This is a genomic window from Paenibacillus sp. FSL E2-0190 (genome assembly GCF_037992965.1).
Lineage (GTDB): Bacteria > Bacillota > Bacilli > Paenibacillales > Paenibacillaceae > Paenibacillus_AQ > Paenibacillus_AQ odorifer.
Map to the genome: position 1 here is coordinate 4,090,966 of NZ_CP150306.1, position 26,653 is coordinate 4,117,618.

23 protein-coding genes are annotated in these 26,653 nt (G+C 44.2%); 5 read left to right on the top strand and 18 right to left on the bottom strand.

Annotated features, from left to right (window positions below; translation table 11 throughout):
* Positions 1 to 79 precede the first annotated feature (79 nt).
* Together NST25_RS17975 and NST25_RS17980 are read left to right on the top strand one after the other, a co-directional pair.
* Complete coding sequence (locus tag NST25_RS17975) at positions 80 to 1,519, top strand: response regulator (protein WP_340392073.1); 1,440 nt, start codon at positions 80 to 82, stop codon at positions 1,517 to 1,519.
* Positions 1,506 to 3,284: a histidine kinase gene (locus NST25_RS17980; protein WP_036688197.1), complete on the top strand. Its 1,779-nt coding sequence runs from the start codon at positions 1,506 to 1,508 to the stop codon at positions 3,282 to 3,284. Before NST25_RS17975 ends, NST25_RS17980 begins: the two co-directional genes overlap by 14 nt.
* Before the next feature lie 81 nt (positions 3,285 to 3,365).
* Here NST25_RS17980 and NST25_RS17985 read toward each other — a convergent pair whose 3' ends face one another.
* The 5 genes from NST25_RS17985 to NST25_RS18005 all read right to left on the bottom strand — a co-directional run bounded on the left by NST25_RS17985 (position 3,366) and on the right by NST25_RS18005 (position 7,954).
* Positions 3,366 to 4,754: a sulfatase gene (locus tag NST25_RS17985; protein WP_340392074.1), complete on the bottom strand. Its 1,389-nt coding sequence runs from the start codon at positions 4,752 to 4,754 to the stop codon at positions 3,366 to 3,368.
* A gap of 106 nt (positions 4,755 to 4,860) precedes the next feature.
* Complete coding sequence (locus tag NST25_RS17990) at positions 4,861 to 5,694, bottom strand: AraC family transcriptional regulator (protein WP_340392076.1); 834 nt, start codon at positions 5,692 to 5,694, stop codon at positions 4,861 to 4,863.
* A 39-nt stretch (positions 5,695 to 5,733) separates the two neighbouring features.
* On the bottom strand, positions 5,734 to 6,711 hold the full coding sequence (locus NST25_RS17995) for a formylglycine-generating enzyme family protein (protein ID WP_340392078.1): 978 nt from the start codon (positions 6,709 to 6,711) through the stop codon (positions 5,734 to 5,736).
* Between the two features lie 35 nt (positions 6,712 to 6,746).
* Positions 6,747 to 7,280 (bottom strand): chromate transporter, encoded by a 534-nt coding sequence (locus tag NST25_RS18000; RefSeq protein WP_076214731.1) that lies wholly within the window; start codon positions 7,278 to 7,280, stop codon positions 6,747 to 6,749.
* Between the two features lie 11 nt (positions 7,281 to 7,291).
* Entirely contained in the window at positions 7,292 to 7,954 is a 663-nt protein-coding gene (locus tag NST25_RS18005; protein WP_340392082.1) for a chromate transporter, read from the bottom strand.
* Between the two features lie 186 nt (positions 7,955 to 8,140).
* Between NST25_RS18005 and NST25_RS18010 the strand changes: the two genes are divergently transcribed.
* A complete protein-coding gene (locus NST25_RS18010; RefSeq protein WP_339168294.1) occupies positions 8,141 to 9,340 on the top strand; it encodes an ROK family protein in 1,200 nt (399 codons plus the stop codon).
* A 63-nt stretch (positions 9,341 to 9,403) separates the two neighbouring features.
* Here NST25_RS18010 and NST25_RS18015 read toward each other — a convergent pair whose 3' ends face one another.
* From NST25_RS18015 to tyrS, 3 genes are all read right to left on the bottom strand, one after another.
* Entirely contained in the window at positions 9,404 to 10,648 is a 1,245-nt protein-coding gene (locus tag NST25_RS18015; protein WP_076214721.1) for an anaerobic sulfatase maturase, read from the bottom strand.
* A 219-nt stretch (positions 10,649 to 10,867) separates the two neighbouring features.
* Complete coding sequence (locus NST25_RS18020) at positions 10,868 to 11,155, bottom strand: hypothetical protein (RefSeq protein ID WP_036688213.1); 288 nt, start codon at positions 11,153 to 11,155, stop codon at positions 10,868 to 10,870.
* 205 nt (positions 11,156 to 11,360) lie between these two features.
* Entirely contained in the window at positions 11,361 to 12,620 is a 1,260-nt protein-coding gene (tyrS, locus tag NST25_RS18025) for a tyrosine--tRNA ligase (protein WP_076129736.1), read from the bottom strand.
* A gap of 570 nt (positions 12,621 to 13,190) precedes the next feature.
* Here tyrS and NST25_RS18030 point away from each other — a divergent pair.
* On the top strand, positions 13,191 to 13,637 hold the full coding sequence (locus tag NST25_RS18030; protein WP_038571749.1) for an Lrp/AsnC family transcriptional regulator: 447 nt from the start codon (positions 13,191 to 13,193) through the stop codon (positions 13,635 to 13,637).
* Between the two features lie 77 nt (positions 13,638 to 13,714).
* Here NST25_RS18030 and NST25_RS18035 read toward each other — a convergent pair whose 3' ends face one another.
* The 6 genes from NST25_RS18035 to NST25_RS18060 all read right to left on the bottom strand — a co-directional run bounded on the left by NST25_RS18035 (position 13,715) and on the right by NST25_RS18060 (position 21,166).
* A complete protein-coding gene (locus NST25_RS18035) occupies positions 13,715 to 15,265 on the bottom strand; it encodes an acetamidase/formamidase family protein (protein ID WP_340392085.1) in 1,551 nt (516 codons plus the stop codon).
* A gap of 240 nt (positions 15,266 to 15,505) precedes the next feature.
* Positions 15,506 to 16,318, bottom strand: a complete 813-nt coding sequence (locus tag NST25_RS18040; protein ID WP_340392088.1) for a DNA alkylation repair protein — start codon at positions 16,316 to 16,318, stop codon at positions 15,506 to 15,508.
* 108 nt (positions 16,319 to 16,426) lie between these two features.
* Complete coding sequence (locus tag NST25_RS18045; RefSeq protein WP_248548789.1) at positions 16,427 to 17,110, bottom strand: Crp/Fnr family transcriptional regulator; 684 nt, start codon at positions 17,108 to 17,110, stop codon at positions 16,427 to 16,429.
* Between the two features lie 82 nt (positions 17,111 to 17,192).
* A complete protein-coding gene (locus tag NST25_RS18050; RefSeq protein ID WP_340392089.1) occupies positions 17,193 to 18,248 on the bottom strand; it encodes an LLM class flavin-dependent oxidoreductase in 1,056 nt (351 codons plus the stop codon).
* Between the two features lie 827 nt (positions 18,249 to 19,075).
* The gene (locus NST25_RS18055; RefSeq protein WP_340392091.1) at positions 19,076 to 20,194 is read right to left on the bottom strand and encodes an acyltransferase family protein; all 1,119 of its coding nucleotides are present in this window, start codon (positions 20,192 to 20,194) and stop codon (positions 19,076 to 19,078) included.
* A 27-nt stretch (positions 20,195 to 20,221) separates the two neighbouring features.
* Complete coding sequence (locus tag NST25_RS18060) at positions 20,222 to 21,166, bottom strand: NAD-dependent epimerase/dehydratase family protein (protein ID WP_340392094.1); 945 nt, start codon at positions 21,164 to 21,166, stop codon at positions 20,222 to 20,224.
* 101 nt (positions 21,167 to 21,267) lie between these two features.
* Here NST25_RS18060 and NST25_RS18065 point away from each other — a divergent pair, with 101 nt between their 5' ends.
* Positions 21,268 to 22,914 (top strand): glycosyl hydrolase family 28-related protein, encoded by a 1,647-nt coding sequence (locus NST25_RS18065; protein WP_076303325.1) that lies wholly within the window; start codon positions 21,268 to 21,270, stop codon positions 22,912 to 22,914.
* Between the two features lie 6 nt (positions 22,915 to 22,920).
* Here NST25_RS18065 and NST25_RS18070 read toward each other — a convergent pair whose 3' ends face one another.
* From NST25_RS18070 to NST25_RS18085, 4 genes are read right to left on the bottom strand one after another with little or no spacing between them, the layout of a single operon-like run.
* Positions 22,921 to 24,087, bottom strand: coding sequence for a DegT/DnrJ/EryC1/StrS family aminotransferase (locus NST25_RS18070; protein ID WP_340392096.1), 1,167 nt, complete (start codon positions 24,085 to 24,087; stop codon positions 22,921 to 22,923).
* Positions 24,084 to 25,217 carry a GNAT family N-acetyltransferase gene (locus tag NST25_RS18075; protein WP_340392098.1) on the bottom strand — a complete coding sequence of 378 codons (1,134 nt, stop codon included), beginning with the start codon at positions 25,215 to 25,217 and terminating at the stop codon, positions 24,084 to 24,086. The genes NST25_RS18070 and NST25_RS18075 overlap by 4 nt, the downstream gene beginning before the upstream one ends.
* Positions 25,210 to 26,007: a GNAT family N-acetyltransferase gene (locus NST25_RS18080; RefSeq protein ID WP_339187453.1), complete on the bottom strand. Its 798-nt coding sequence runs from the start codon at positions 26,005 to 26,007 to the stop codon at positions 25,210 to 25,212. Before NST25_RS18080 ends, NST25_RS18075 begins: the two co-directional genes overlap by 8 nt.
* Positions 26,004 to 26,630, bottom strand: a complete 627-nt coding sequence (locus NST25_RS18085; protein ID WP_076129746.1) for a sugar transferase — start codon at positions 26,628 to 26,630, stop codon at positions 26,004 to 26,006. The genes NST25_RS18080 and NST25_RS18085 overlap by 4 nt, the downstream gene beginning before the upstream one ends.
* Between the last annotated feature and the right edge of the window lie 23 nt (positions 26,631 to 26,653).

A 26,653-nucleotide genomic window follows, 5' to 3' on the forward strand; every position in this document is an offset into this window, starting at 1 on the left:
GTAAGATCGTCCATACCCCCCTTGGTCCACAATCGCTAGGATAAATCTAAGAGCTCTATAAAGAGAGGGGGATTCACTTATGCGTTCAGTAATTATTGCAGATGATGAGAAGTGGATTGTAGAAGGAATTAAAGCAGGAGTGAATTGGAAGAAATACGGCTTTGAAGTGATCGACGATGCCGAAAATGGGCAAGAAGCCCTTCAATTAATTCAATCGCTTCGCCCCACCCTTGTTCTAACAGATATCAAGATGCCTGTTATGAATGGACTAGAGCTCATTCAACGTGGCAAGGCCATCGCGCCTGATACGATCTTTATCGTACTCAGCGGACATGCCGAGTTCGCTTATGCACAAAAGGCAATGAATTATGGCACTTTCGGATATTGCCTCAAACCCTTTGAAATCGAAGAAATTGAAGGAATGCTCAACCGAATAGCCCAGCAACACGATTCCAAGACAGTTAAAGAACAACCTATCCACGACTTCGAACTTTATGAAGCGGTTTGTTCCGGAGATCTTGAACGAATTAACTTATGGTTGGATGAGAAGAAAATACCCTTGTCGAAAGATACCCCTCATATCCCCATTGTTATCCAAGGGTTAAGTTCACCTGTAGATGTCAGGCAGTTCTCTTCCCTGGTCTTCCCAATGAGCCGCCGTCGGTATGGTTACTTATTGGAAGAGTGCCAATACGAAGTCTTCCTCCAGGGTCTTGAACAAACAGAAGTTGTACAAGAGTGCGGAGTCGGGATCGGTCCTCCTATTTCGGATATACACCAATTAGATGCGTCTTTAGAGTCCGCCTCTCATGCTGCTTTCAGTATGTTCGCAACAGGGATGCCCGGATGTTACAGGGTGAATCCACAGCAGGACATACCGATCGACGAGAAACTCAAAGAGATTTCCCGGATTCTTCATAATAAAGACCGGCTCGGTTTCATAGCAGCCATGGAATCGATAAAGAAATTATTCAAAGAGGGAACGTTCACCATTAAAGAAGCCTATTTGCTCTATACATCGATCCTCTACTTATTTCCTCGGGAAGGGACTCGGGTTAGCGGCCGTTTTTTTGAAGGATATGAACAGCTCTATTATCGGTACGGCACGGCTGAAGCTATGATCGATGATCTGATTCTTATGACACTTGATATTTTTATGAACAGAAACGAATCTGATATTTCACGAATCTCAAACCACAAAGTCAAAGAAATCATGTTATACATCCGCAACCATTTCAATCAAGAAATTTCGATCCAGCAATTAGCCAATCAGTTTTTTTTAAGCCCAAATTACTTATGCCAATTATTCAAAAAAGAGGTCGGCGAGACCATCATCGAACATATCAGTCGTTTACGAATTGAATACGCTTGTAAAACGCTGATCGAAACCAACCTTTCCATTTACCAAATCGGTGAGAAATGCGGTTTTCAGGATTATTTCTATTTCACACGAATTTTTAAGCGGCATCTCAAAATGACACCTACACAATATAGGGAACAAAACAATGAAGACATTTAAGAGACTATCCATCCGTACTCAGGTTTTGCTATTCGGGTTATTTATTGTTGCCATTATCCCAATCATCGTTTCACGAGTCTACCAACTATCAAGCGAGACTATCATTAATCAAAATACGCAATACAATACGGAGCTGGTCTCCCTCCTCAAACAACGGATTTCTGACAACTATGCCAACGTCTCTTCCATGATGATGAATGTGGGTTACGATTCGACCGTCCAAAAGTTCCTAGTCGAGAATGATAAGCTTCGAGTCTACGATCTATCCCAAAAAGTTGAAGGATTGTTGAGCATCGCCCGAAATATGAACACGGATATCTTAGATATTATTGTTATCGGTAGCTCAAACACACGTATTTCCTTAGCAGGAAGAACAAAATATGCTATCGATCTTATGAAAACAGCTGAGGAGGATGGAATCGTTCATTATCGCGGATACAGTCCTCCAGACAAAGTCATCGACAAGAGAAAACTGCTTTTCGGGATGAACATCTTCGCTTCAGGTGACACGTCCCTATATGGTGAAAAAATTGGCTATCTCGCAGTTATTGTAGATATGAAAGCCATTCAAACTGAAATTTCTGAGTATCCCCGATTGGTCGGAACCAGCTTTTTTATGATGGATGATAAAGGCATGATCTACTCTAATAGCAATGAGCCGGAGGATATGCTCCAGCAGTTTCAAACTCGGGCAACTGGAAGGGATGGAGAGTCCATCGTCGAGACGGTTCATGGAAAGAAATATGCAATTCAGTCCTTTAGCTTACCGGAGATCTCTGGAAAAATCATAACTGCTGTTCCTGTCCATAATTTAATGAAAGAACTGGAGAAATTGAAGAAGGTCAGCTATGCTCTTCTAGCCTTAATCTTGCTGGTCGTCTCTATTCCCTATTCTGTGCTTATGATGAATCTCTTAAGACCGTTGTCTAGGCTTATGCGCTATATGAATCAATTAAAGGGTGGAAGTCTGGGGATATTGAACAACAAGGTCGATTTAAAGGGCTATGCTGAGATTGAAATCATCTCTCGACAGTTCAACGATATGACCACACGGATCCACGATTTGACAGACCAATTAATCGATGCTTCAACTCAACTTTATCTGACCGATCTGGAAAAGCAGCGGGCGGAATATTCGTATTTACAAAGTCAAATTAATCCGCATTTCTTAAGCAATACTTTAGATACAATCAAGGGCGTTGCGATCGTAAAAGGAAATCGGGATATCTTCGAGATGACTACCGCCTTAAGCACAATGCTCAAGTACAGCATCAAAGGCAAAGAGGAGGTAACTCTTGGGGAAGAGCTGAAAATCGCGGAATCTTGTGTGAGGATTTACCAAGGCCGTTTCCCGGACAAATTTACTTACAAGCTGTTGTGTCCACAGGAATGGTTACACATTCCCGTGCCTAAAATGATCCTTCAACCTATTGTTGAAAATGCGCTTGGTCATGGGCTTGAGGCACAAGGACAAGGAATTCTGCTGATCTCCGTAGAGAAAAACGAAGCGGGGCTGCTTGAAATCGTGGTTGAAGATAATGGTGTAGGTATCGATACAACAAGACTGGAACAACTTACGGAGTTGCTGGCTGGTAAGAATATAGAATCAGGAGATCATATCGGTCTCCTAAATGTCAATAATCGTCTAAATCTTAAGTATGGCGATCCTTGCGGCGTTCTGCTGTACAGTAAGGAGGGTAGCGGGACGAAGACCGTTTTGAGGCTTCCCGGATCTTTAATAGATCCACAAAAAGCGAGAACATAAATAGGGAGGTTGCCCATTCAGGGCAACCTCCCTTTCATATGTCTTTCATTCGCCGCATTTATTAGGATATTATTAAGCATCCTATAAGGATGCGCTCAGATACTCTTTGGCATGGTAGGGTCCACCTTCCATAAGTACCGTCCATAATGGATCGATATCACAATCCATGGAGCCCATCATATGATCATGCCATTCATTCAACAGATAGACAGCCTCCATACAAACGTCTTTACGTACTTCGGCAAGATTATGTTGTTCATAAGGATCATGCTTCAAATCAAACAGCATTTCTTGCGGGAATCCATGGTGTCCGTCATGATAGGTACGTATATATAACCAATCCGCAAATCGGACGCTGCGTTGACACACATGCGCGCATTGTGAGATTACGAGATACTCACGCCCTCCCAAATTCCCCTTCAGAATAGCACCTGCATAACTTTCACCATCCCAAGAAGCAGCCGCTTTCAAATTCAAAAGGCTCGCTAATGTAGGTCCTAGATCAAGGTGATAATGTAGCCCCTCCTCCACGATTCCCTTCTTGCCCCCTGGCCAGCGAACAATCATCGGAATACGGCAAGTCGCCTCGTCTGCTGTGCCATGTTCGGAGTAAATTCCTAGTTCACCCAGACTCTCTCCATGATCCGCAGAGATCAAGATAGCCGTATCTTCCATCACGCCAAGTTCTCTCAGCTTAGAAAAAACTTTCCCGAGATGCTCGTCCAGATACTTAACTCCAGCATCATAGTTGTCAAAGATAACACGCAGGTCATCACGGTTCTCTATCTCCTGCTGATGCCTGAAATGCTGCTGATAATACGATTTCGCGAGCGCATTCATATCTTCAATACTATGCTGCCCCTTCTTATTTCGGTGAAGCTCAAACACTTCTTCCGTGATCCAATCGGGTAAAGGCTCCTTCTCGAACGGATTACCGTAGCTCTCGGGTGTACGATAAGGTGTATGCGGATCCCAGAAATTCAGGTGCAGAAACCAATTTTCGGACTCCCCGTTATCCTCAATCCATTTAAGTGCCACTGGAAGCACCTGCTCTGCCGTCTCATGCCCTCTGCCACCAACATTAAACACTTCTTGGAACCCGGCGTTAAAGGTCCACGCCGAGTGTCGTTCGGAGAAGGTGCTGATCGATGCGGTTTTCATCGCCGCTTGCCTTAATATAGCCGGAAGGCTCTCCATCCCCAGACGGTCATTGAATTCACGTTTGGCTCCTTCTCTACGCATATCAGCAGCGGTTCCGCCATGCCCTACAATCCCATTATGAATGCCAAATCGCCCCGACATTAAGGCGGAACGAGACGGCAGGCAAGGAGCATCTGAACAATAGTAGTTGGTAAAGGTGACACCTTCTTTAGCGATTGAATCGATATTCGGGGAGGTATTCCGATGATAGCCATAACATCCCAGATGGTCCGGGCGAAGCGAATCCAAATCCAAATACAAGATTCTCATGAGTTATTCCCTGCCTTTCCTTTTCATCGAAATGGTTACGCTCGATTCGGGGAGCTTAGAATGATCTGCTCATGCTTATAAGAGTAAATGAATATGGAAAACTCCGCTATGGAGCAGCGATGTTTGTTTTTGTAAATTCGATACTTTTCCGGTACTCTGCCGGCCCCTTGCCGTATTCGCCACGAAATACCTTGCTGAAGTGTGAAGCATCATAATAACCACATCTCTGGGAGATATGCTCGATTGGATAATCCGTATATTCCAGCATTTGTTTAGCTTGCTGCAGCCGCAATTTTCGCAGCATTTGCATGGGTGTCAGTTTATATATTTTCTGAAATGCCCGGCTAAAATAAACAGGATTCATATGATAGAGCTTGGAAAGCTCCTCTCTACTAATCTCCTGATCAAGCCTCTCCTCCATATATTGCAACGCTTCGTTAAAGCGGTCCGTGATAAAGGGATCTCGTGAAGAGCGGCGCCCGCCAAGCTTGGTACTCTCCATAATTTCATAAAGAAGAAAAAATGCCAATGAACCGACCTGAACATTCCTGAAATCATCTTCCTCCTGCAACCACAGGCTTCGCAACTCGTCAAACCTTCGCTCATATTCGCTTCGATCCCGGACCCGAATCACCTTGCCTAAAGGGAATAACTTAAAAAAGTCATCTCCGTCTTTAACTTTAGCGTTAATATTAAACAGATAATGTACGCCATCCGTTTTGGAGATTACATTGAAAGGCTCGTTAGGACGGTGGATCATCACATCTCCGGCAGAAGCAACATATTCTCCTTCGGAGGATGTCGTCAATACCTCACCTTTTTGGATATAAGAGACGGTATAACAAGACTGGACGTAATCGAACAGGATCCGCTTCTGATATTGAATCTTTAGGACGTCCAGCACGCTGATGTCAAACTGACTATGGATGATAGAGGACAAGGAAGTTCCTCCTTCTTATGTAGTAGTCGTAAAAGTGCTCTAACCTGTATAATCAGCCGCACATCGAAAGCCAATATTCCCGGCAGAGCTGTCTGGAGTATTTTTGCTTCTAGCCGCCACCCGATAACGGTTGCAGTAAGATTTATGGCACAAATACGATCCTCCGCGCATCGATCTTGCGACACCACTTACTGGACCTTTCGGATTCACGGCTTCGGAAAATAAATGATAGTCCTTAGTAAACCAATCCGTGCACCATTCCCACACGTTTCCTGACATATTATAAAGACCATAGCCGTTGGGCAGATAGGAACTTACAGGTGCGGTACCTGCAAAACCATCGCTGGCATGATTTTTATCGGGAAACTTTCCCTGCCATATATTACAGCGATGCTCTCCGTCTGGTTTTAATTCGTCCCCCCAAGGATACCGTTTCTGAACCAGTCCTCCTCGTGCGGCATACTCCCACTCCGCTTCCGTAGGCAGACGTTTACCAGCCCAACGACAATATGCATCCGCATCATGCCATGATAGGTGAATAGCCGGATGATCAAGTCGTTCATCTACATGGGAATCCGGACCTTCAGGATGACACCAATCCGCTCCCTCCACCACCCACCACCAGGGGGTTTGAGTGGCTACTTGGGTCACCTTTTTCCCAGTCTCCATGGAAACAAAAGAATGAAACACGTAAGACCATCCAAATCGTTCCGCATCTGTAACATAGTTTGTTTCCTTGATAAAAGCAGCAAACTGCTTGTTCGTAACCGCCGTTCCATCCATCAAAAAGGAAGATAAGGTAACCTTCCTAGTCGGCCCTTCTCCATCTGCGGGGAACCCTTCCTTATCATCCGTCCCCATAAGAAAAGTGCCTCCAGGGATAAGGATCATGTCCGAGAAATCTTTCACCCCTGTTACTCCTTGAACCGTTGTGTTCTCCTTACAAACATCAATAGATTCTTGTTTCGCGACTTGATTTCGACTAGCTGAACAACAAGCCCGTATATTCTCTGACATGATTTACCTCCAATCTGGGATCGTCCCGGCTCTGTCTAAAAAAAAGCTACCCCAAGAATGCCAGAAGCAACGATAATGGTGAGCGGATGCAGCTTATATTTCATTAAACCATAAAGTGCAGCGAATACAATGATCAACATGCCAAGGGTCTGCCAAGTAATAAAAGCATGTTGCACGCTATTTAAGCCAAAACGAATCGCAGCATAGGCAATCAAGCCTGTAATCACTGGCCGCAAACCATAAAATAACGTTTTAATCCATTGACTGTCCCTCACCCGATAAAAGAAGACGGAAATAACGATGATGATTAAAAATGAGGGCAGAACCATGCCTAATGTTGACACAATCCCTCCTTCGATTCCGGCTATACGATATCCGATCAAGGTTGCACTGTTCGTTGCAACAGGCCCGGGTGACATCCCTGCGATGGAAACTACCTCTTGGAATTCCCCTTCGGATAACCAACCCCCAGCCATGGCTTCATGCTGAATCATCGGAATGATGGCGTACCCTCCTCCAAACGAGAGAAGGCCAATTTTTATAAAAGTGAAAAACAAACTCCAAATCACATCGCTTCCCCCTAGATGTAATACTCCGGATAATTCGATTCTTCATCAGAAGCTTTCAAGGACTCCTTCTCCGTTCGAACTTGGAGCCCTAAGAGCTGTTTAATTTGCAGATATACAAACCCAATACATAGACCAATTGCAATCACGTAAATGGGATTAATTCCGAAAACCAGTAAAACAACCGGTATAACTAACGCCGTAACAGCGGTAGTCTTGTCAATTATAGCGTTCTTGGCCATTCGATATGCAGCTACTAGGATCAAGGCAATAACAGCACCATTTATCCCTTTCATAGCGGCAATGACTTTTGGCTGGTCTGCCAGTTGGGAGTATACGGCGCTAAGCAAACAAACAATGATAAAGGTCGGAATCATTATCCCTGCGATTGCAGCAATCGCACCCTTCACACCAGCAAGACGATAACCAATGAATGCTGCTGCATTTACACCTACACCCCCAGGTGCAGCACCAGCTAAAGATAGAATTTCATCCATCTCCTCTTCACCCAGCCATTTTCGTTTAGCGGAAATTTCCCGTTCGATCATAGGGATCATCGCATAACCTCCCCCGAAGGTTACAGGACCAATTCGAACAAATACCCAAAACAACTGAAACAATAGACTTATCCTCAGGTCTGTATTCGGTATCATATTTGTTTTCATAGTTGTTCTCATGGAATCCACCCTTATATAATCTGTCGTAATTTCATTATATCACTTTTTCCCAAAATGAAATTAAGTTTTTTGAACGGTAAAATACAACCAAGGGTTTATGAGTTATACTATATTCATGTTAATAAATACAAACTATATAAAAAACGATCTTACAAGTTCATCCTATATATAGCTTGGAGGTATATCGTGGAAAAGCGCTCGACACATATTCCGTCACCAAAAAAACTCCTATACGACCGAATCGCCGAACAAGGCACTGTTTCCAAGTTGGATCTTTTACAGACATTTTCGCTTACCAAAAGCACAATGACCCGGATATTAGATGAGATGACGGAAGAAGGCTTGCTGATAGAAAGCGGATTTGGAGAATCTAGCGGAGGAAGAAGACCCATTTTATACCAGATCAATCCTTCCTACGGTTATATAATCGGTTTAGAGATTTCCAGGGTGTATTCTTCCCTTGGTTTATTTGATATGCAAATGAACCCAAAATCAATAGTTCACTGGCGAATGGATCAGGCATTCACACCTGAAAGATTTATAGATCATATCAGTAATCAAATACGCGCTTTCCTTAGGGACCATCAGTTAGTGGACAGTCAAATCATAGGGATAGGAATAGGGGCTGTGGGGCCACTTGATCGGGAAAATGGCTTGATCCTAAAACCGCTGCACTTCCCTTCTTCAGGCTGGAACAATCTGCCGATTTGCAAACTGGTGGAGGAACGGACGGGGTTCAAGGCATGGTTGGACAACGGTGCCAATTCTGCACTGCTTGGGGAACGATGGTCTATCCGTCACGCAAACATTCAGCATATGCTTTATGTACATGCTGGAGCAGGACTCCGCTATGCGATGATGTCGCATGGAAGTATTGTTCATGGCACAATGGATATGGAAGATGCCATTGGTCAAATGATCATCCAGACAGATGGACCCCGATTAAATCATGACGGGAACTACGGGGCTCTGGAAGCATTCGTATCTGTGCAGGCACTAGAACAAAGTGCGCGCTCAGAGGCGAAAATGGACAACGATCTGATCCTCCAAAGATATAAAGTGGCGCCTGAGAAGCTGACTTATGATGTATTGGTACAAGCCTTTAGAGACGGTAATCCACACGCGCGTGAATTATTTACCCAAGCTGCCAGCCACTTCGGGATCGGGCTCGCCAACGTTATCAACCTGTTTCATCCAGAGACCATCATTCTAGGCGGTGCACTCATTCACTCTCACGAGTTGTTTTTCCAAACAGCGGTGGAGGTGGCACAGAGAAACACTTACCGTTATCCTGAATACCAACCTCACTTCTCCCTAGGTATATTAAAAGAAGAAGCTGTGGTGACGGGTGCGGCAATAATGGCGAGAAATCATATGGTTCTATAACATAACAAAAAGGTTGTTCCCAATCCTTTGCATGACTGTTGGGACAACCTTATCTAGTCAAAGCTATAATGCCTGACAGCAATTTTTGAATTTCTTCCCGCTTCCGCAGAAACATGGATCATTTCGACCCGGAAGTGGTTTTGCACTTTTCCTGTACTCCAGCATCCGCTCCGATCTAAGTCGGTTCGCCAGTAATAGCATGCGTTCATAGGCGTATGAGTAGAATATTTTATAGCTATGGCAGAAATAATCAACCTCAGTCCGATCATTAACATCAAGCCAATTCCGGTTGCGCGGACATCCCCCATTGCAAAAGCTAAGGTACTCACACTTATAGCATGATTCATTCATATTGGGCTTCATTAACAAAAAATCATCATATACTGGGCTGCTTAGCAGTGCTTCCAAGTCAGTTTGGCCGATATTTCCTAGCCTATGCTCTTCATCAATAAAGAAATCGCAAGGGTAGGCATTCCCGTTCGTTTCAAGCACCATCATCTTCGGGCAACATGAGTTGTGAACGCATGACTCTGCCTCACGATGCATGAATACAAGAAGCATATTCTCAAAAATACGAATAGGAAGCTCTGGGTACCCACCGTTGTACCAAAGGTCAAATGTACGGCATAAAAAGACTCCGTATTGTTCAGGTGTAATTCGGAAACGTCCCGCTACTTCACTTTTCTGAGAAACAAAATCCATGCAGGGGATAAACTGAATATTAGGAAATTCGTGTTCTAGATATAATGCCATCAACTCATCTGGTTTCGTCACGTTATCTTCATGAATCACCGTCAGAATACTATACTCCACACCCTCATTCTGTAAATGACGAATCCCACGCATAACTAGATCATAACTGCCTTTCCCCGAACCCGTTACACGATGAGCATCATGAATAGGCTCTGGGCCATCCAGACTAATCCCGACCAAAAAGTTATACCGTTTAAAAAATTTCGCCCATTTCTCATGGATAAGCGTTCCATTGGTCTGCAGTGCATTACTGATCATCGTATGAGGCGGAGCGTACTTAGCTTGAAATGAAATCACTTGTTCAAAATACGGAAGTCCGGCCAATAATGGCTCCCCACCCTGCCAAGAGAAAGTCGCTATCCCTGATGATCTTTTCATGTACTGAGCGATAAACCGCTCCAGAAGCTCCGTATCCATCACTCGGATCGGTTGCTGAGGATGTCCCCCGGCAGTACTGTAATAGCAATAATCACAGGCTAGATTACAATCCTCTGAGACGGTTTTCCACATGACATGAAGGGTCTCCTGCTTAGAGGTTTGTATACATGCAGTCATACGATTCTGCCCCTCCTATGTAATACTATCTTTGTAAAACCTAATTCCTATTTGTTCAATTAAATCATAGATCTGCGAGTCAACGATGAGTAAAACATCATAGCTGGTCAAATAACTGGGCACAAAAAAACTGCACTCCCCATTGTCCGTTGGGACAAAGCAATAAGGGTGTGCAGTTTCTTTGTGGATGAGTCTAACGGTAGTTAGAGACTAGTCTTATTAATTACGGACGTATTCTCTATTTGCTGTTTCCAACATGGATTTCCAATCCGCAAACTTCGTCTCCCTAACAACATGACGATCAAACAGTTCATCAGGTATGTCAGCAACATCTTCTTCTGTCTTTACTTGAAAGTTCCCTTTGGTTACAAACTCATCGAAACTTTTGTAATTGGAATACTTACTCATAAACGCTTCATTAAACAATTTCTCGAAAGAGATGTGATTGGGATCTTCTTGATACGTTTTCTGTCCTTGTAACTCATTCATTAATTCTTCCATGGTCATTGGTTTTTGTCTTCTCAAATTACCACTCCTAATTTTCTGTTATAGTTGTAGAATATCATGTTAATCCATAAATCACACGAACCCTAAGCTTACCATAATTTTGACGATTTCACCTTTCAAATTTCACTTAATATGCAAATAGTCGGCCTCTATACTTAAAATACAACAAAAAACCTTCCTTATTCATAAGGAAGGCTTCTTATTATTAGGACAATTTCACCAGGCTGTAGTTTTTCTTACCTTTACGGATAATGATAAAACGTCCGCCGATGGCTTCGCTGGCTGTAACTTCAAATGCTACATCGCTAACTTTTTCGCCATTCATGGAAATTGCGCCTTTGGTGATGTCCTCACGCGCTTGACGTTTGGATGGCTCAATTCCTAGATCTACCAGCCACTCCACGATATTTTTGGACTCCAATGTCGTTTCGTAGGTCGGCATTTCCTTGAAGCCTTGCTCGATCTCGTCAGCGGTCAGAGATTTAATATCTCCACTGAACAGAGCGGCAGTAATACGTTTAGCCTGCTCCAGCAATTCCTCACCATGCACGAATCTGGTCATTTCTTCAGCCAGTGTTATTTGCGCTTCACGTTTATGCGGTTCGGTCTGCACCTTTTCTGCAAGTGCATCAATTTGTTCTTTAGAGAGGAATGTAAAGTACTTCAGGTATTTCACAACATCACGGTCATCTGTATTCGCCCAGAACTGGTAGAATTCAAAAGCTGTCGTTTTGTTCGGATCCAGCCAAATGGCTCCGCCAGCTGTTTTACCGAATTTTGTACCATCGGCTTTCAGCATAAGCGGGATGGTAAGTCCGAATGCTACCGCCTCAGAACCTTCTTTTTTACGAATCAGATCTAAGCCACTTGTGATGTTCCCCCATTGGTCAGAACCACCGATTTGCAGCTGCACATCTTCATGCTGGAACAGGTGCAGGTAGTCCAGGGATTGCAGGATTTGGTAGGAGAATTCCGTAAAGGAAATTCCGCTGTCCAATCTGCTCGCTACAACATCCTTGGCAAGCATCGAATTGATGCTGAAGTTTTTACCATAGTCACGCAAAAATTCGATAACATTGATTTTATGCGTCCAATCGTAGTTGTTCACCATGCGGATTTGATTGTCGCCATCAGTCACGAACAGTTTTTTCATCTGTGCTGTAAGTGCGTCAACGTTGGCTTGGATTTGCTCCAGCGTTTGCAAAGAGCGTTCAGATTGACGCCCACTTGGATCACCAATCGTTCCCGTAGCCCCACCAATAAGAATCACCGGACGATGTCCTGCCAGTTGAAATCTTTTGAGCACCATGAATGGAATCAAGTGGCCAATATGCATACTGTCACCTGTTGGATCTACACCGCAGTACAGGGATACCGATTTTTGATTGGTCAGTTCTCTAAGCCCTTCGGCATCTGTTTGTTGATTGATGGCATCGCGCCATTCTAGTTCGTCGATAATATTCATTGCCTTACACCCCTCAAAATTAGTAGTTATCCTATAAATGAAACATCAGTCCGCCAAGCGGAAACGGTTCGCCCTCCTGATTAGGACGGGACCGTTTCAGCGAGAAATATAAGGAGTATTGATGAAGTGAACCCTATAAATCCTTATATTTAAAAACAAAAAAAATCGTCCCCTTGTCTATTGTAGACATAGGGACGATTGAATAACCGTGTTACCACCCAGATTGCACCCATGAAACGCTTATGCTCAAGCATACCATTGATACCACTCTTGACGAGATATCGTTCGCCATTCCGCTCGGTATTACCCGAGATACTCCAAAGTGTAATTCGCAAGCTTAGTGTGTACCGGGTTTCATCACCCCCCGGCTTTCTGAAACAGGGACTAAGTTACTACTGGGCTCCTTCAACGTATATCGTATATAAGATTACAGCCAGTATAGTGAAATAATTCTTTTATGTCAACTATCTTCAGGAGAGAATGCCGTCACACACTTCTACTGTAAAGCGCTACTAGGCATTTCCACTTTTTTTCTGATACAATTACGAAAAAAGAGGTGAACGAATCCGCATGCTAGATCCTATCGATAACCATATTTTGATGCGGCTGGCCCAAAACAGCAGAATTTCCTATACTGATCTAGCTAAAGAAGTCAGTTTATCAAGTGTCGCGGTGAAAGATCGTATTGATCGGCTAGTCAATCAAGGGATTATTGAACAGTTCTCGATTGTCATCAGTGCTGAAAAGCTAGGAAAGAAAATCTCCGCCTACCTGGAACTTGAAGTAGAACCTGCTCATTTAAATCATATCGTCGATGTATTAAAGGAAAACGAACGCGTAGCTGTATTATACGAAATGACGGGACCATGTATTCTGCATATTCACATCTTGGTAGAGAATCTTGAAGAGATGGAACGGTTTATGCATGAATCAATCTACTGTCTGGATGGACTGGTACGTGTAGAAAACCAAATCTTATTAAAACGCCACAAAAATCAGGACGGATTGAATATATAAGAAAAAGAACCGCCTATAAAGACGGTTCTTTTCTCATTTGGATTTTTTTAGGATTATCGAATAATTGCTATTTCGTCCTACTCTGTCTTAGCCAGCTTAGCTTTATAAAAGTTCACGAAATATTCGCTGACCACGATCTTCCCGTTCACAACACTTATTGGGGCTACAAGCTTCACTGTCTCTCCGTTGTAAATCCCCGTTGTCGCTCCAACCTTCATCTCCAGAACATTGCCATTGTAGCTTAGCGTAACTGTCTTAGTGGCTGGCTGCCAGCCAACCTTTGCTCCAAAGTTCTCAAAGCTGCTCCGTAAAACCACGGGCTTGCGCTCGGGATCTCCGAATTGACCTTTATCAATTAAGGCGTGTACGCCCCAGTTTCCATCCACCACTTGTGTAATTCCAAAATCAGCTGACACAGACATCAGAGAGTACGCCTCATCTTCGCTCAATTCCATTCCAGCCATTAAAAAATCTTTTGTTTTATGAGCGGCATCCTTCATCGCTTTGTCGATGGACGAGTTTTTGAAGATATCCGTCTGAGCACTAGCCCCCAGCTCCTCCAAATAATTGGCGTAGCTGAATCCATGTACAACCCACTCGTTCTCATTTTCAAGTAATGGGAAGTTTAAACCTTTCAGCTTGTTGTTAAGCGATGCTTTTTTATGAAGAATGACTTGTATATCCCCAGTGACCGATGTCTCGATCGCAGTTCCGTTAATCTCCGAATCACCTTGACCGGCATGCGGGTCACCGATCGACAGAAGTGCACCAGCTACGGATACTGGATAATACATCGTTGCACCTTCGGTAATCCGCCAATCATCTACGTTACCGCCGTTGTAAGAAGGTGGAACGGAGTCAACAACATCCGCTTCTTTCGGCGCCACACCCATTGTACCAAAGTGGAGACGTACCGGAATTTTCACGCCTTTTAGCACATCGAAGTTCTTATCAATCGTATTATGGTCAACGATAACACCCGGGTAGTCAATTGTCGGGTGCACTTGACCATCTGGATCGGTTTGCACAGACCATTTGTAGTTATATACAGCTGTTGCATAATCTGTTCCACCCTCCGTATCCATCTCGTAGATAGTTACTACCTCACGCTTTTTCGGCTCCTCTACCATATCTCCGTATAGATAGCCCCAGTTCGCTGCGGCATTCACGCCATATGTTTTGCCAGCGTATTGGTCATTCCCATTTGGTCTCAGCTTCATGTCCAGAATCTTCACTTCCAGCACATCTCCTGGTTCAGCACCTTCAACAGCGATAGGACCTGTCATAATGTGTACGCCTGGCCCGCGGAGCGCTTCGTTCTTCTCCCCTTCAATCCAGTGGAAAATATCCTCTACTCCCGCATCTCCTTTAATCATCCGCTCGTAATCATCCCCTGAGTGATGTGTAATGGCCTCAACCGTTACGATGTCTCCCGAATGCACAGTTAGAGCTGGATCTCCCTTACCTATATTCCCCCATCGAACAGTTTCCGAATTCGCCTTCAGTACATGGGTTTTGGGTTTATACGCATCGTTCGATGTGTTAGCATACATAACACTCGATAACGAGTTCACCCCTAAAAACAGGGATAACGTGACACCTACATTACGAATTATTTGTTTTTTCATACGAAAATCCTCCATCCCTATAATTAGTGTTAGTTTTTATAACATTTGGTGTTTCTGAGTATAACAGATGACCTGAGGATTAACAATATAAATATTTTCATGAATTTTGGTTTAAATAATAAACACGAAGGAGTCTTTCTCTTGAATTATCCAAGTTAACTCCACAACAAAAAAACGCCAACACTTATTAGCCCATAGTGTTTGACGTTTGATTATCCAGTCTAAAGTGATGCACTTATTTTATTTTTGATCAGTAATACTTCTTGTAGCCCGGATTACAATCCGCTTTGTTTCCTTGGTACCTGATAGGTTCAACCATTCATCACAAATTTGCTGTACCCATGCCGGATGGCTTTTGCTAGCATCATTTAACCAATTGCTTACAGAATCCTGAACGTATTTTGCCGGATCAGAGTTAAGCGGTTCTAATAGCTGAAGGCCAATCGCTGGATTTTCTTTGAGCGCTGTAATATGCTTTGCCCATACCCCATGTGGGCGCGTCAATTCGATCGCAAATCTCCTAATATTTGCGTCCTGATCATGAACCCAAGCCTTTAATAATTCAATGGAAGCATCCAGCTCGGCAATGACTGATTCCCTTAAAGCCATCCATGAAATCTCACGCACCCCAAAATGACCATCCGCTGCAAAAGGACGGATTGCTGTTAGTTTTTGAACTAGACTCCATTGATGATTCTGGCCCACGATATAAGCAGCCCAGCAGCGAACACTATCGGATTTATGATGAGCTAACACAGCAAATAATCGGGAACGTTCCAGCTCTGATTTACAGTCAAATAGAAGCTGCCACTCACGTGAAATCACCGGGATGAGCTTCATGATTTTCTTTTCCGATAACGCATTCAGCCTTTGTAAAATTGGTTTAGCTTCCTGTTCAAAACCTAGCTCATTCAGTACATTTTCCAGCAATGTAAGATGATCCACAGCAAGCCATTCCGTTAAATTCACGGTCTGTAAATATCCTTTATTCAGCAGTTCTACAATCTCAACGGGAATTTCAGTAACCTTTCGAGCGCCCTTCCTGTGTTCCATGGAAATCGTCCCTTCACTATGATTTGAAAGCTTAAATCACCTTCATGTCATAGCTAGGATACCGTTGTTTCTAAAAATGAAGCTGTAATCTCGTTTACAACTCGATAGCTATGTTATATTTCTTTCCAAAATCTTGTCTCGCTGGATATAGATAGTTCTGAACCCTGTCTGAATAACCTCCGCTTTCACCAATTCTTGCAATGCCACTGTTACAGCTTCTCTGCTGGCTCCAATTAAATTAGCGATTTCTTGATGCGATAGAGGAACATTAATTTTGTAACAATTATCCTTATGCTCAACCCCATGCTGATCCGCTAGCTTTAAAAGAACGCACAATATTTTATCATGCAGATTTCCGATGGCTAGATTTTGAGTTAACTGACTCATACTTTTTATGCGGTCGCTCAATACTTGCAATAATGACATCATAAACCTAGGCCGGTGAGAGATAAATTCTTCAAACCTTGCAGGATCAATTGTACAGATATGGCTTTCCTCTATCGTTTCAATATAATGTTCCTTCGTTCCAAAAGAAATCATACCCATTTCACCAAAAACATTACCCTCACTGAGGATATCCGATGTAAATTGCTTACCGTTTGCGTTTAATTGGTACAAGCGAACCTTCCCTTTTTTCACAAAAAACAGCCCTTCAGAAAAGGTTGACGGTATTTGGATATATGTATTTTTGGGGACTACTGTTATTCGCGTTAATTCTTCCATTTCAATAAGATCTTCCAGTCCTAACGATTGAAGCAAATTGAATTGAGATAAATAATGATTTTTTTCCATTGCCCCTCCTGTATAAAACGCTATTCATTTCTTCAGTATACCTTACAAAAAAAGCCACGTCCTAAGGACGCAGCTTACTAAATTAGCGGTTACTTGCTTCCCAGCGCGCTACTTCTTCCCGCACACGTGGGGCCACTTCGGTGCCCAGCAGTCTAATCGCCTGCATAACATCCTCATGAGGCATCGTGCCGTGCGGCACATGTAAAAAGAATCGCGTAATTCCCACATGCTTGCGCAGATGAATGATTTTATTAGCGACAGTTTCTGGATCACCTACGTAAAGGGCGCCATCTAAGCTACACGCTGCATCATAATCTGCACGATGGTACGGAGGTGTTCCTTTTTCCTTCGCCCGCACATTGGTCCGGGCATACGTTGAAGGAAAAAATTTCTCCAGCGCTAACTGATTAGTCTCCGCTATGAACCCGTGTGAATGCGAAGCGATTGGAAATTTTGAAATATCATGCCCGGCTTCAGCTGCTGCTTTTTTGTAAAGCTGTACATGTGACGCATAATCCAGTGGTAGAACATTCCCTATAATCGCTAAAACAAAAGGCAAACCTAGTGATCCTGTGCGGATCGCAGACTCTGGACTTCCAGCACTCCCGATCCAAATCGGTAAAGGATCTTGAACCGGACGCGGGTAAATCCCCAAATTTTCTATAGCTGCTCGGTGTTTGCCTTTCCAGGTCACTTTTTCTGACTTTTGGATGGCTAATAACAATTCCAGCTTCTCATTAAACAGTTCTTCATAATCCTTCAGATCATATCCGAATAGAGGAAAAGACTCTGTAAACGAACCCCGGCCGATCATAATCTCCGCACGTCCGTTTGAAATTCCGTCCAGCGTTGAAAAGTCCTGAAACACACGCACCGGATCGGCTGAAGACAGGATCATTACAGCACTGCTCAGCCGGATCTTAGTAGTCAACGAAGCAGCCGCAGCCAGTACAACCGCAGGTGAAGACGCCGCATAATCATGCCGATGATGCTCACCTACTCCGTATACATCTAATCCCACCTCTTCGGCAAGTACGATTTCCTCCACTACTTCACGTAGTCGTTCTGCATGACTTATTGTCTCACCCGTTTGGACATCAGGTGTGGTCTCGACAAATGTGCTTACTCCAAGTTCCACTATTCATTTCCTCCTAATATTCTGCACGATGCATTATTCTCTGGATGTAAAAAACCATAAAGGGACTACCTAATTATACTAACTAATTTAGGTCCCTTCGACTATAATCGAAGTTCATCTAATTAGATCCCCCTCACTATAGATCGGACTGAGGAGCCGTTAATTTAATAATTTCATTCATATTGCTAAATTATCGGACTTAGATGCAGCTATTCGTGCAAAGTAGCTTCCATAATGTGTGTTTTTATGGAAATAAGCGCAATACAGTCCGAAACTATCGCAAAATGAACTAAAAAGTGAAAATAGCTGCAATACAGTCCGAACAAACAAGACCTCGTGTGAACTGACCATAATATAACAATTATACTGGGACTTTACCGCCAATGTGCAAGAGTGCAGCTAATGCGTGGTAACGACGAAGTTTGTTTAATTGTATTTACCACCAACGCACAGTGCAGCTAAGGCGTGGTAACGACGAAGTTTGTTTAATTGCATTTTGTGCAACTATATACGCTTTGAAGGTAGCCTTTGTGGATTTAGTTGCACTCTATACACTTAAATACGAGCAATTGCCTCAATATGGCGGGATTCTAGAATAATAGTTGTAAAATTTGCAATTAAACTGCCCTAAAGCTGCGAGCATAAGAGCTTAATTGTACTTTTTACAACTATTTTGCTTTTTTAATGAGAATTGAGAGGATGCTGCTAGTGCGATGTAATCGCGATGTAATAGCAATGTAATTAGCGAAGTAATCGCAATTAATACAAAAACAAAAAAGACCACTAATCACCTTAATACAGACGATTAGCGGCCGGTCAAATCCAAGCTAGTTTGCATTCCCAATACTCGGAGTTATCGGCTTATCCAGCGATTTCGGTGGTTTGCTTGGGTTTATCCCAACGCCGATCCGACCGAATACATACGCTCCGCCAGGAATACGATTCGCTAAATTCATTATAAGTGCCGAGCCTATCACACAACCAACAAATTGCAGCAGAACACTAAATAGTCCAAGGTTTTGTAACCCAAATGAAGCTGGAAGCTTGACGAATATAGCCAATAGCAAAGGATGAAGCAAGTATATGCCAAAAGAGTATCTGCTGCTCCATTCCAGTACACGTGGCACTTTCTTCATTTTCGATGCCACGGAGAAGAGCAGCAAAATCATGCTTAAGGCGAATAGAAGCATATCAATTCTTTTGGAGCTATGCGCCGTTATCCAGCCTTGACTATTCACGAACAGCACTAGCGCACCTGTCAGAACCGGGAGCGTGTATACGGCTATGCGGAACTTTTTTAATTTTTCCCGGAACCACAGCTCATTTCGTCCCAAGTAATAGGCTACTGTAAAGTAAAAAATCCAACCAGGTGCGAAAATCCAGTACATTTTATCCCAGAAATAATGGGCGGCTGCCGTATCTGCGGGCGTAGTAAAGTTGAAGAAACCCAAATAGATAACGTTAATAAGGAACGATACGATTAGAACATTGCGGGGGTTAAGCCGCTTCGCATACGTCTGAAACCAGAGGAATAAAGCATAAAACTGAAAGATAATCAGTATAAAATAACCATGGAAATCTCCAATCAGCAAATGACGCCAGAGGTAATACCAAAAAGCCTGCAGCAAAGGAATGCCATCACTACTCGACAGCTCCAATCCTTTTAGTCCTGCATACAAGGTCCCAAAAAAAAAGTAAGGCAATAAAATATACTTGATTCTTTTCTCCCAAAATCTCGCTGGAATTTCATTGGGATAGGCAAATGACAACACGAATTGGGAGATAAATACGAATACAGGTGTGCCAAACGTTAGCAGTAAACCCACCGACTCTACCCAAGATGTATTTCCATCATCATAAACCCGATAAAGAGCATGCAGCAGGGCTATACTTAAGCAGGCTACACTACGAAGAACGAACATTTCCGAGTTCATTTTGCGTTCCATGCGGAGTGCCCCTTTCAATGGGTGCTTTTAATGATCTACTGCGCTTCCTACACTTAAGCGGTCAGTAATTGTTTTTTTCAGCCCGGTATGAAAGTTATGGTTAGGGAACCAAGATAATAATTCCTGGGCTTTTTGATTGTTTAAGTAGCTATGGAGAATATCCCCCGGACGGGGCTCCGCATAGGTTGTCAGGAAATCACCACCCGTGATGTCGCTTAACATCCGAACCATCGTATTTATCGAGGTTGGTATTCCGCAGCTAATATTCATCGTCTCATTATTCACCCTGCCTTCGGTCTGAACCGCGTCAACAAACGCTTGCGCCACATCCTCCACATAGACGAAATCTCTAGTCTGCTCACCGTCCCCATAGATTACGAGATCCTTCCCTTGCTTTATACGATCCAGAAAAACGGAAACAACGCCAGCTTCTCCATGTGAACTTTGCCTTGGCCCATATACATTAGCGAGACGCAGAATCGTATATTTCAGCCCATGTAAGCTGGCAAACATCCGAATATATGACTCTGGTACACTTTTGGATACACCATAGCAGGACTCGGGATTTAAGGGATGCTGCTCATCAATGCTCAAATATTCCGGGTTCCCATAAACCGCTGCCGACGAGGCATAAACTAGCTTTTGAACCTGATGGATCTCGCACATGCGCAGTACATTCAGCGTGCCAACAATATTCACATTCGCATCAAATAACGGGTTCCGCTGTGATTCTCTGACGTCGATCTGTGCAGCCAGATGAATGACTGCATTTGGCTTTTCAAGGTTAAACACCTCATGCAAAGTCTCATCCCGAATATCGTACTTATACAGAACCGCAGCAGGATTCATATAAGTCAGACCGGAGGCTCCGGATACATTATCTACAATCACAGTTTCTATGCCCTTTTTTATTAGCCGATCAACCACATGGGATCCAATAAAGCCTAACCCCCCAGTTACCAATACCTTCAAAATAAAAAACTCCTTTCGCCCGCTAAGAGTGATCTTTGTACCGTGCATTCCCCGAAAAATTCACATAAAATACAAAATCAAAGGATAAAGGAGTGAAGTATATGGCTACTGCCCCTATTCCAGACAGCTCGGTGACTACGTCCATCCTTTCTGATGGTGCGGTCACATCTATTAAAATAGACCCTGAGACTAACGGTTATGTGAACGTCCGATCGTACGGCGCTGTAGGAAACGGTATCAAGGACGATACAGTAGCGATTCAAAATGCTATCAATGCGGGAAACGCCAAAAACAAAGTAGTAATCTTTCCTCCAGGTGTATATAAGGTATCTTCGGGACGCATGCGTAACCCCTCCATCCTCGACTGGTGGTGTCTTCGAATTCCAGCCAAAACGAATTTAAGCTTTGAAGCCGGCTCCAAACTTGTGCTTGCCCCGAACCCACCTTCAGACACTAGGGTTCTAGTAATCTTAAATGCCTCAAATATCACAATCGCGGGCACCCTTGAAATTGATGGAAGTGCATCGACTGTTAAAACAGCCGTCAACGATCAGCTTCACGGCTTGTTCATTTCTTCTTCGCAAAATATAACGATAGAGTCAGTGTACTCTCACGATTGCTATGGGGATAATATCTTCATTGGGGGGACAGAAGAAATCCCCTCCGTTAATGTGCACATCGGATATGCACGCTGTGAGACTGCTGGACGAAAGAACTTTGTGGTCCATTTTGTAGACCAGCTTCATGTCAACAGAGCGGTTCTGAATAATAGCCGCGGTGGCGCGCCTGGTTTTACTGGTGCTAACTCTCTCGATCTTGAACCCGATGTCTTTAAAGGAACGCGCAGCTTTTATCAGCGATTCGACTCCTTGACAACCATAGGTTTCGGTAACGACCTATCAGCAGGGCTTACAGATGCTATCGCTAGACTCTGGACACTCGACATCGGTTCACTAGATATGCGTGTAAGCGGATCGGTAAGTCCAGCCTTACTGTCCTATGGACTGACGCTCAAAATCAATCACTTGGCTATCCGCTCCACCGATCATAAAGCTAGCTTCGGTCTACAGACGATCTATTCACAATTTATTGATATCGCTAGCGCCAAGTTCGATGGCATCGGGGGCCCTGCGATCTATGCAGCGTTTAATGCTGCCGGAGGTAAACCAAGATTGCATATCGGTTCGTTAGGAATGTACGGCTCGGGTTCCACCTTAGCAAGTGGTGTCCGAATCGACGGAGGAGATCTTTATGTGGGGACGATAGATGCACAGGATTTAACGGGCAATACCTTGCATTTATTCACAACGGAGTCTGACGCGATGGCTACTGTCGACAATATGATCGTCCGCAATAGCGGAACCAATCAGGTAGTGCTAGTCTCTTCTTACGGTGCAGCTAAACCGTCTCTGCGCCTCAATAATGTAGCGGTGTTCGATACCCGAGCAGTGAAGGTAAAGCGAATTCTAGAATTCGAAACACTAATCGGCATGCAAGGCACATCACTAGGAACCTTGTATAATCCATATTCGCTTCTTGAATGGTTCTCGACCTACGGTAACTTCAAACGGGCCATTCGCCTCACTGGGGGGACAGTGTTGCCCGCGGTGTTCATAGTAGAGGGTTCGCCCGAGGGAGTCGTAACCGCCCCAGTTGGCAGTCTGGCCATGCGAACGGATGGCACGGCACAAGCCACTTTGTATGTGAAGGAAAGCGGATCAGCTGCCAGCGGATGGAAGGCTAAATAAGATGAATCAACGGTATTGGTTACATGTCTCTATCGCATAAACGACACGTTCCAAATCCTCATCTGATAAAGAGCTTCCAGAAGGCAGGCAGACACCTGTTGAAAATAATTTATCCGATACACTGTATTCCTCACTGTAAGGATAGTAGTAATTGCTCTCGAACAAGGGTTGTAAATGCAGCGGTTTCCATACAGGTCTAGCTTCGATATTGTGCTGTTCCAGACATGACAGGAGTTGTTGTGAAGAGAACCCCGCCACTTCTTCATCGATGGTCAGCGCACTCAACCAGTGCGTGCTGCGACAATTGCGCGCTTCCGGCATAAAATGAAGACCCGGTATGGACCCTAAACGTTCCCTATATCGCCGGCCAATAGATCTGCGCCGTTCAACCCGCTCGTCAAGCAGTTCTAATTGACCGCGTCCTATGGCTGCCAACAGGTTGCTTAACCGATAGTTGTATCCCATTTCGGAATGTTGATAATGAGGGGCAGTGTCTCGGGCTTGCGTAGACCAGAAGCGCGCTTGATCTAAGGCTTCGGTATCGTCGGATACGAGCATGCCCCCACCTGACGTCGTAATAATCTTATTTCCGTTGAAAGAATAGATTCCGAATTGGCCCCACGTTCCGCTGGCCTTGCCTTGATAGAAAGCACCTAGTGATTCGGCAGCATCTTCAATCAAGGTAACTCCATATCGGTCAGCTATTTCTACAATGGGCTCCATGTCTGCGCTTTGTCCGTATAAATTGACGACAACAGCCGCTTTTGGCAGCAGTCCTTTGTCATTCAAAGCTTGGCAGGCCCGCTGAAAAGCTAGCGGACACATGTTCCAGGTCTCAGGCTCTGAATCGACAAATACGGGGGTGGCCCCCAAATATAAAATAGGATTGGCGCTAGCAACGAACGTGAGCGTTGAACAGATCACGTAATCTCCTTGTGTGACACCGGCTAGACGAAGTGCGAGATGAATCGCCGCCGTGCCAGAGCTTAACGCTAGTGCACCCTTTGATCCTGTGTAGGCGGCCATCTCCCGCTCGAACGCATCAACTTGCGGACCAATAGGAGCAATCCAACCAGAGTGTATCGCCTCCTCCATGTAGACCTGCTCACGTCCACTAATATGCGGCGGGGATAACAAGATTCGTGGCAGAATGCTTGTTTGACGAATGCTCATGCGAAGCTCCTTTCTCCATTTGGACCGATTTCTTCAGATGGAATACATATCATATCGAGATCTGGATGCCGATAGAGCGGAAAGTAATTTCCTGATATTCTGGTGTCACAAAAGGATATGATCCGCTCATACAACTCTGGGAAAAAAATTCGTTTACCTAAGTAATAGTCAAGGGGTTCCAGTTGTGTCGCGAATCTATGCTTGAATTGAAATAAGTCGTCATTCCCCTTATATCCCCCGCCAAGATGAAAACATTCAAAGCCATTTTCCATCCCCCACTTGGCTGCTGCGTGTATTAGCAATTTGGTAGGTGACCACTGCAGATAGGCGCGATCCCAACCACATAGGTGATAATGCATCCACGGTCGTTCATGTAACACGATGCTGGTCGCCACCGTTTTCTCCCCATCCATAGCTTCGAATAGCTCTACTCTCCCCTCAAGTAGATGACTAGTATCTTCTATAAATTTTTTGGGAAAATAATAAAAAGAATCCGCCTGTAAATCGTTTAGTGTTCCGTAATACAATTCACTGAAGGACTCAATACGATCCTTCAGATTCGAATTTCGAATCGTAAAGGGTGCGGACTTTAATTTATGAATATTCCGTTTATGATTGCTGCCATAATGCCGGATAAGCTCTGACTCCGAACCCACAGTCAAATCAATATAAATTGTATTCCTATTCCATTCGGTGGTCAGACCGCTTTGATATTCCGTAGCGTTGCCAATCAAGGGATGAAATCTTACAAACTCGGTCATGATCTTTTTCTCTCTACAGTAATCCGTGAACGTTTCACTGAATTGCTGGTACAGCTCACTTCGTTCGGCTCCCGGAGGGAGATTCGATATCGGTCCCCCGTATCCATAGGGTGTACTAATGTCGTACCAATCGCCTTCAAGCCCCAGTTGGATTACGGCAGGAAGATGGCTTATGGAGCGAAGTAAGTAAGGATAAACTATGAGCTGATCTCCCTGCTTAAAAACAAACAGCTCTGCCTGCTGATGCTCTCCATCCTCGAACAGCCGAAAAAACGCTGAGGAGAAATAGATATCCTTCGTCTCTAACTGGTTCAAATAGGCATCCCATTCCGCTGAACTAGAGCTGCCTAACACGATGAAGTTACTCATACAACACCTCTTGATTCTCCAATATTTTGATCATACGTATACTTTCAGTGCTTAAGATTAGCCCGGGGTCTCGCTCACGCAAATAAGCATCTGAAGAAAGCAACAATAGCCTTTTCTCCCGGTCTAAATCCATTAATACGTCTGTCAAAAGATTGCAGCCACTCCACCCTCCACTTTGCAGTTGGATACGATAATACTGTTCACCTAACCGGCCCACAACTGAAGTCTCTTCCTTCGTTCTAATCTTAAGAGAAGAGAATCCATACTTTTGATGATGTGCCTCTGCCATCGGATAATCATCTATGATGTACGCCAATGCTTCTCTATCCCTATCAATCGATGGAGCCAAATCTCTTACATACCAGTAAGTCCGGCCTTCCTCTGCAAAACCAAGCCGCAAATACCAAGCATGAGCTTGCTCATTCCACGAAAATACATCAAGTGCCAGCTTCGAAATGCCATCCTTTTGGGCCAACGTCTCCCCGTAGGCCATAAGCTTGCCACCGATGCCGTCTTTTCGATAAGCTGCGTCCACATTCAAGTTATTCAGAACCAGCATCTGCTCCATTCTTCGCCATTCAGCGAATCCAATAAGAAGATCTTCAGAATAGGCACCAATCAGCAGTGTTGCTGAATGGCTTCCGCATTTACATGCTGCTTTCAAATATTCGGGATAACCGCCACAGGCGAATATGGTTTGATTATAGACCGACTCTGGCAAGTTGCTCTGTAAGAGCCGGCATGCAAGGTGAATATCATCTTCCTGAAGCGGACTAAACCGCAAATTCATGCCGACCCCTCCTTTTGGTTCATTCTGTACTCATCGAGCGGCAAACTATGCTCACCCGGATTGGCCACAACGTCATCTTGGCGGATCACCTTCAGCACAGTTTTGCATAAGATCAACGCATCTAATCTAAAGCTCAGCTTCTCAACATAGGTAACGTCATAGGAGAGCCGCTGTTTCCACTCCGAAGTATTACGTCCAGATACCTGCGCCAATCCCGTTATTCCGGGTCTTACAGTAAATCGCAGCCGCTCCCGTTCAGAGTAATGCGGGCTGTAACGGATGAGCAAAGGTCTTGGTCCGATCAGACTCATTTCTCCCTTCACAACATTTACTAATTGCGGGAGCTCATCCAGACTCAGCTTTCGAATCAATCCGCCGAATTTGATATAACGCCGAGCATCCGATAACGGCTGGCCCTGCGCATCATACATTTCAGCCATGGTTCGGAACTTGTAGATGTAGAAGGGTCTTTCTCCCATTCCCGGCCGTTGCTGCTTGAACAAAATAGGACTTCCCAGCTTTATCCGAAGCAGCAACGCCACCACAGCCATGACCGGACTAAACACACCTAACATAACGATCGCTCCCACCAAATCGAAGCCCCGCTTCATATGGCGATACATGGTAGTCTTTCCCCCGCCTTTCT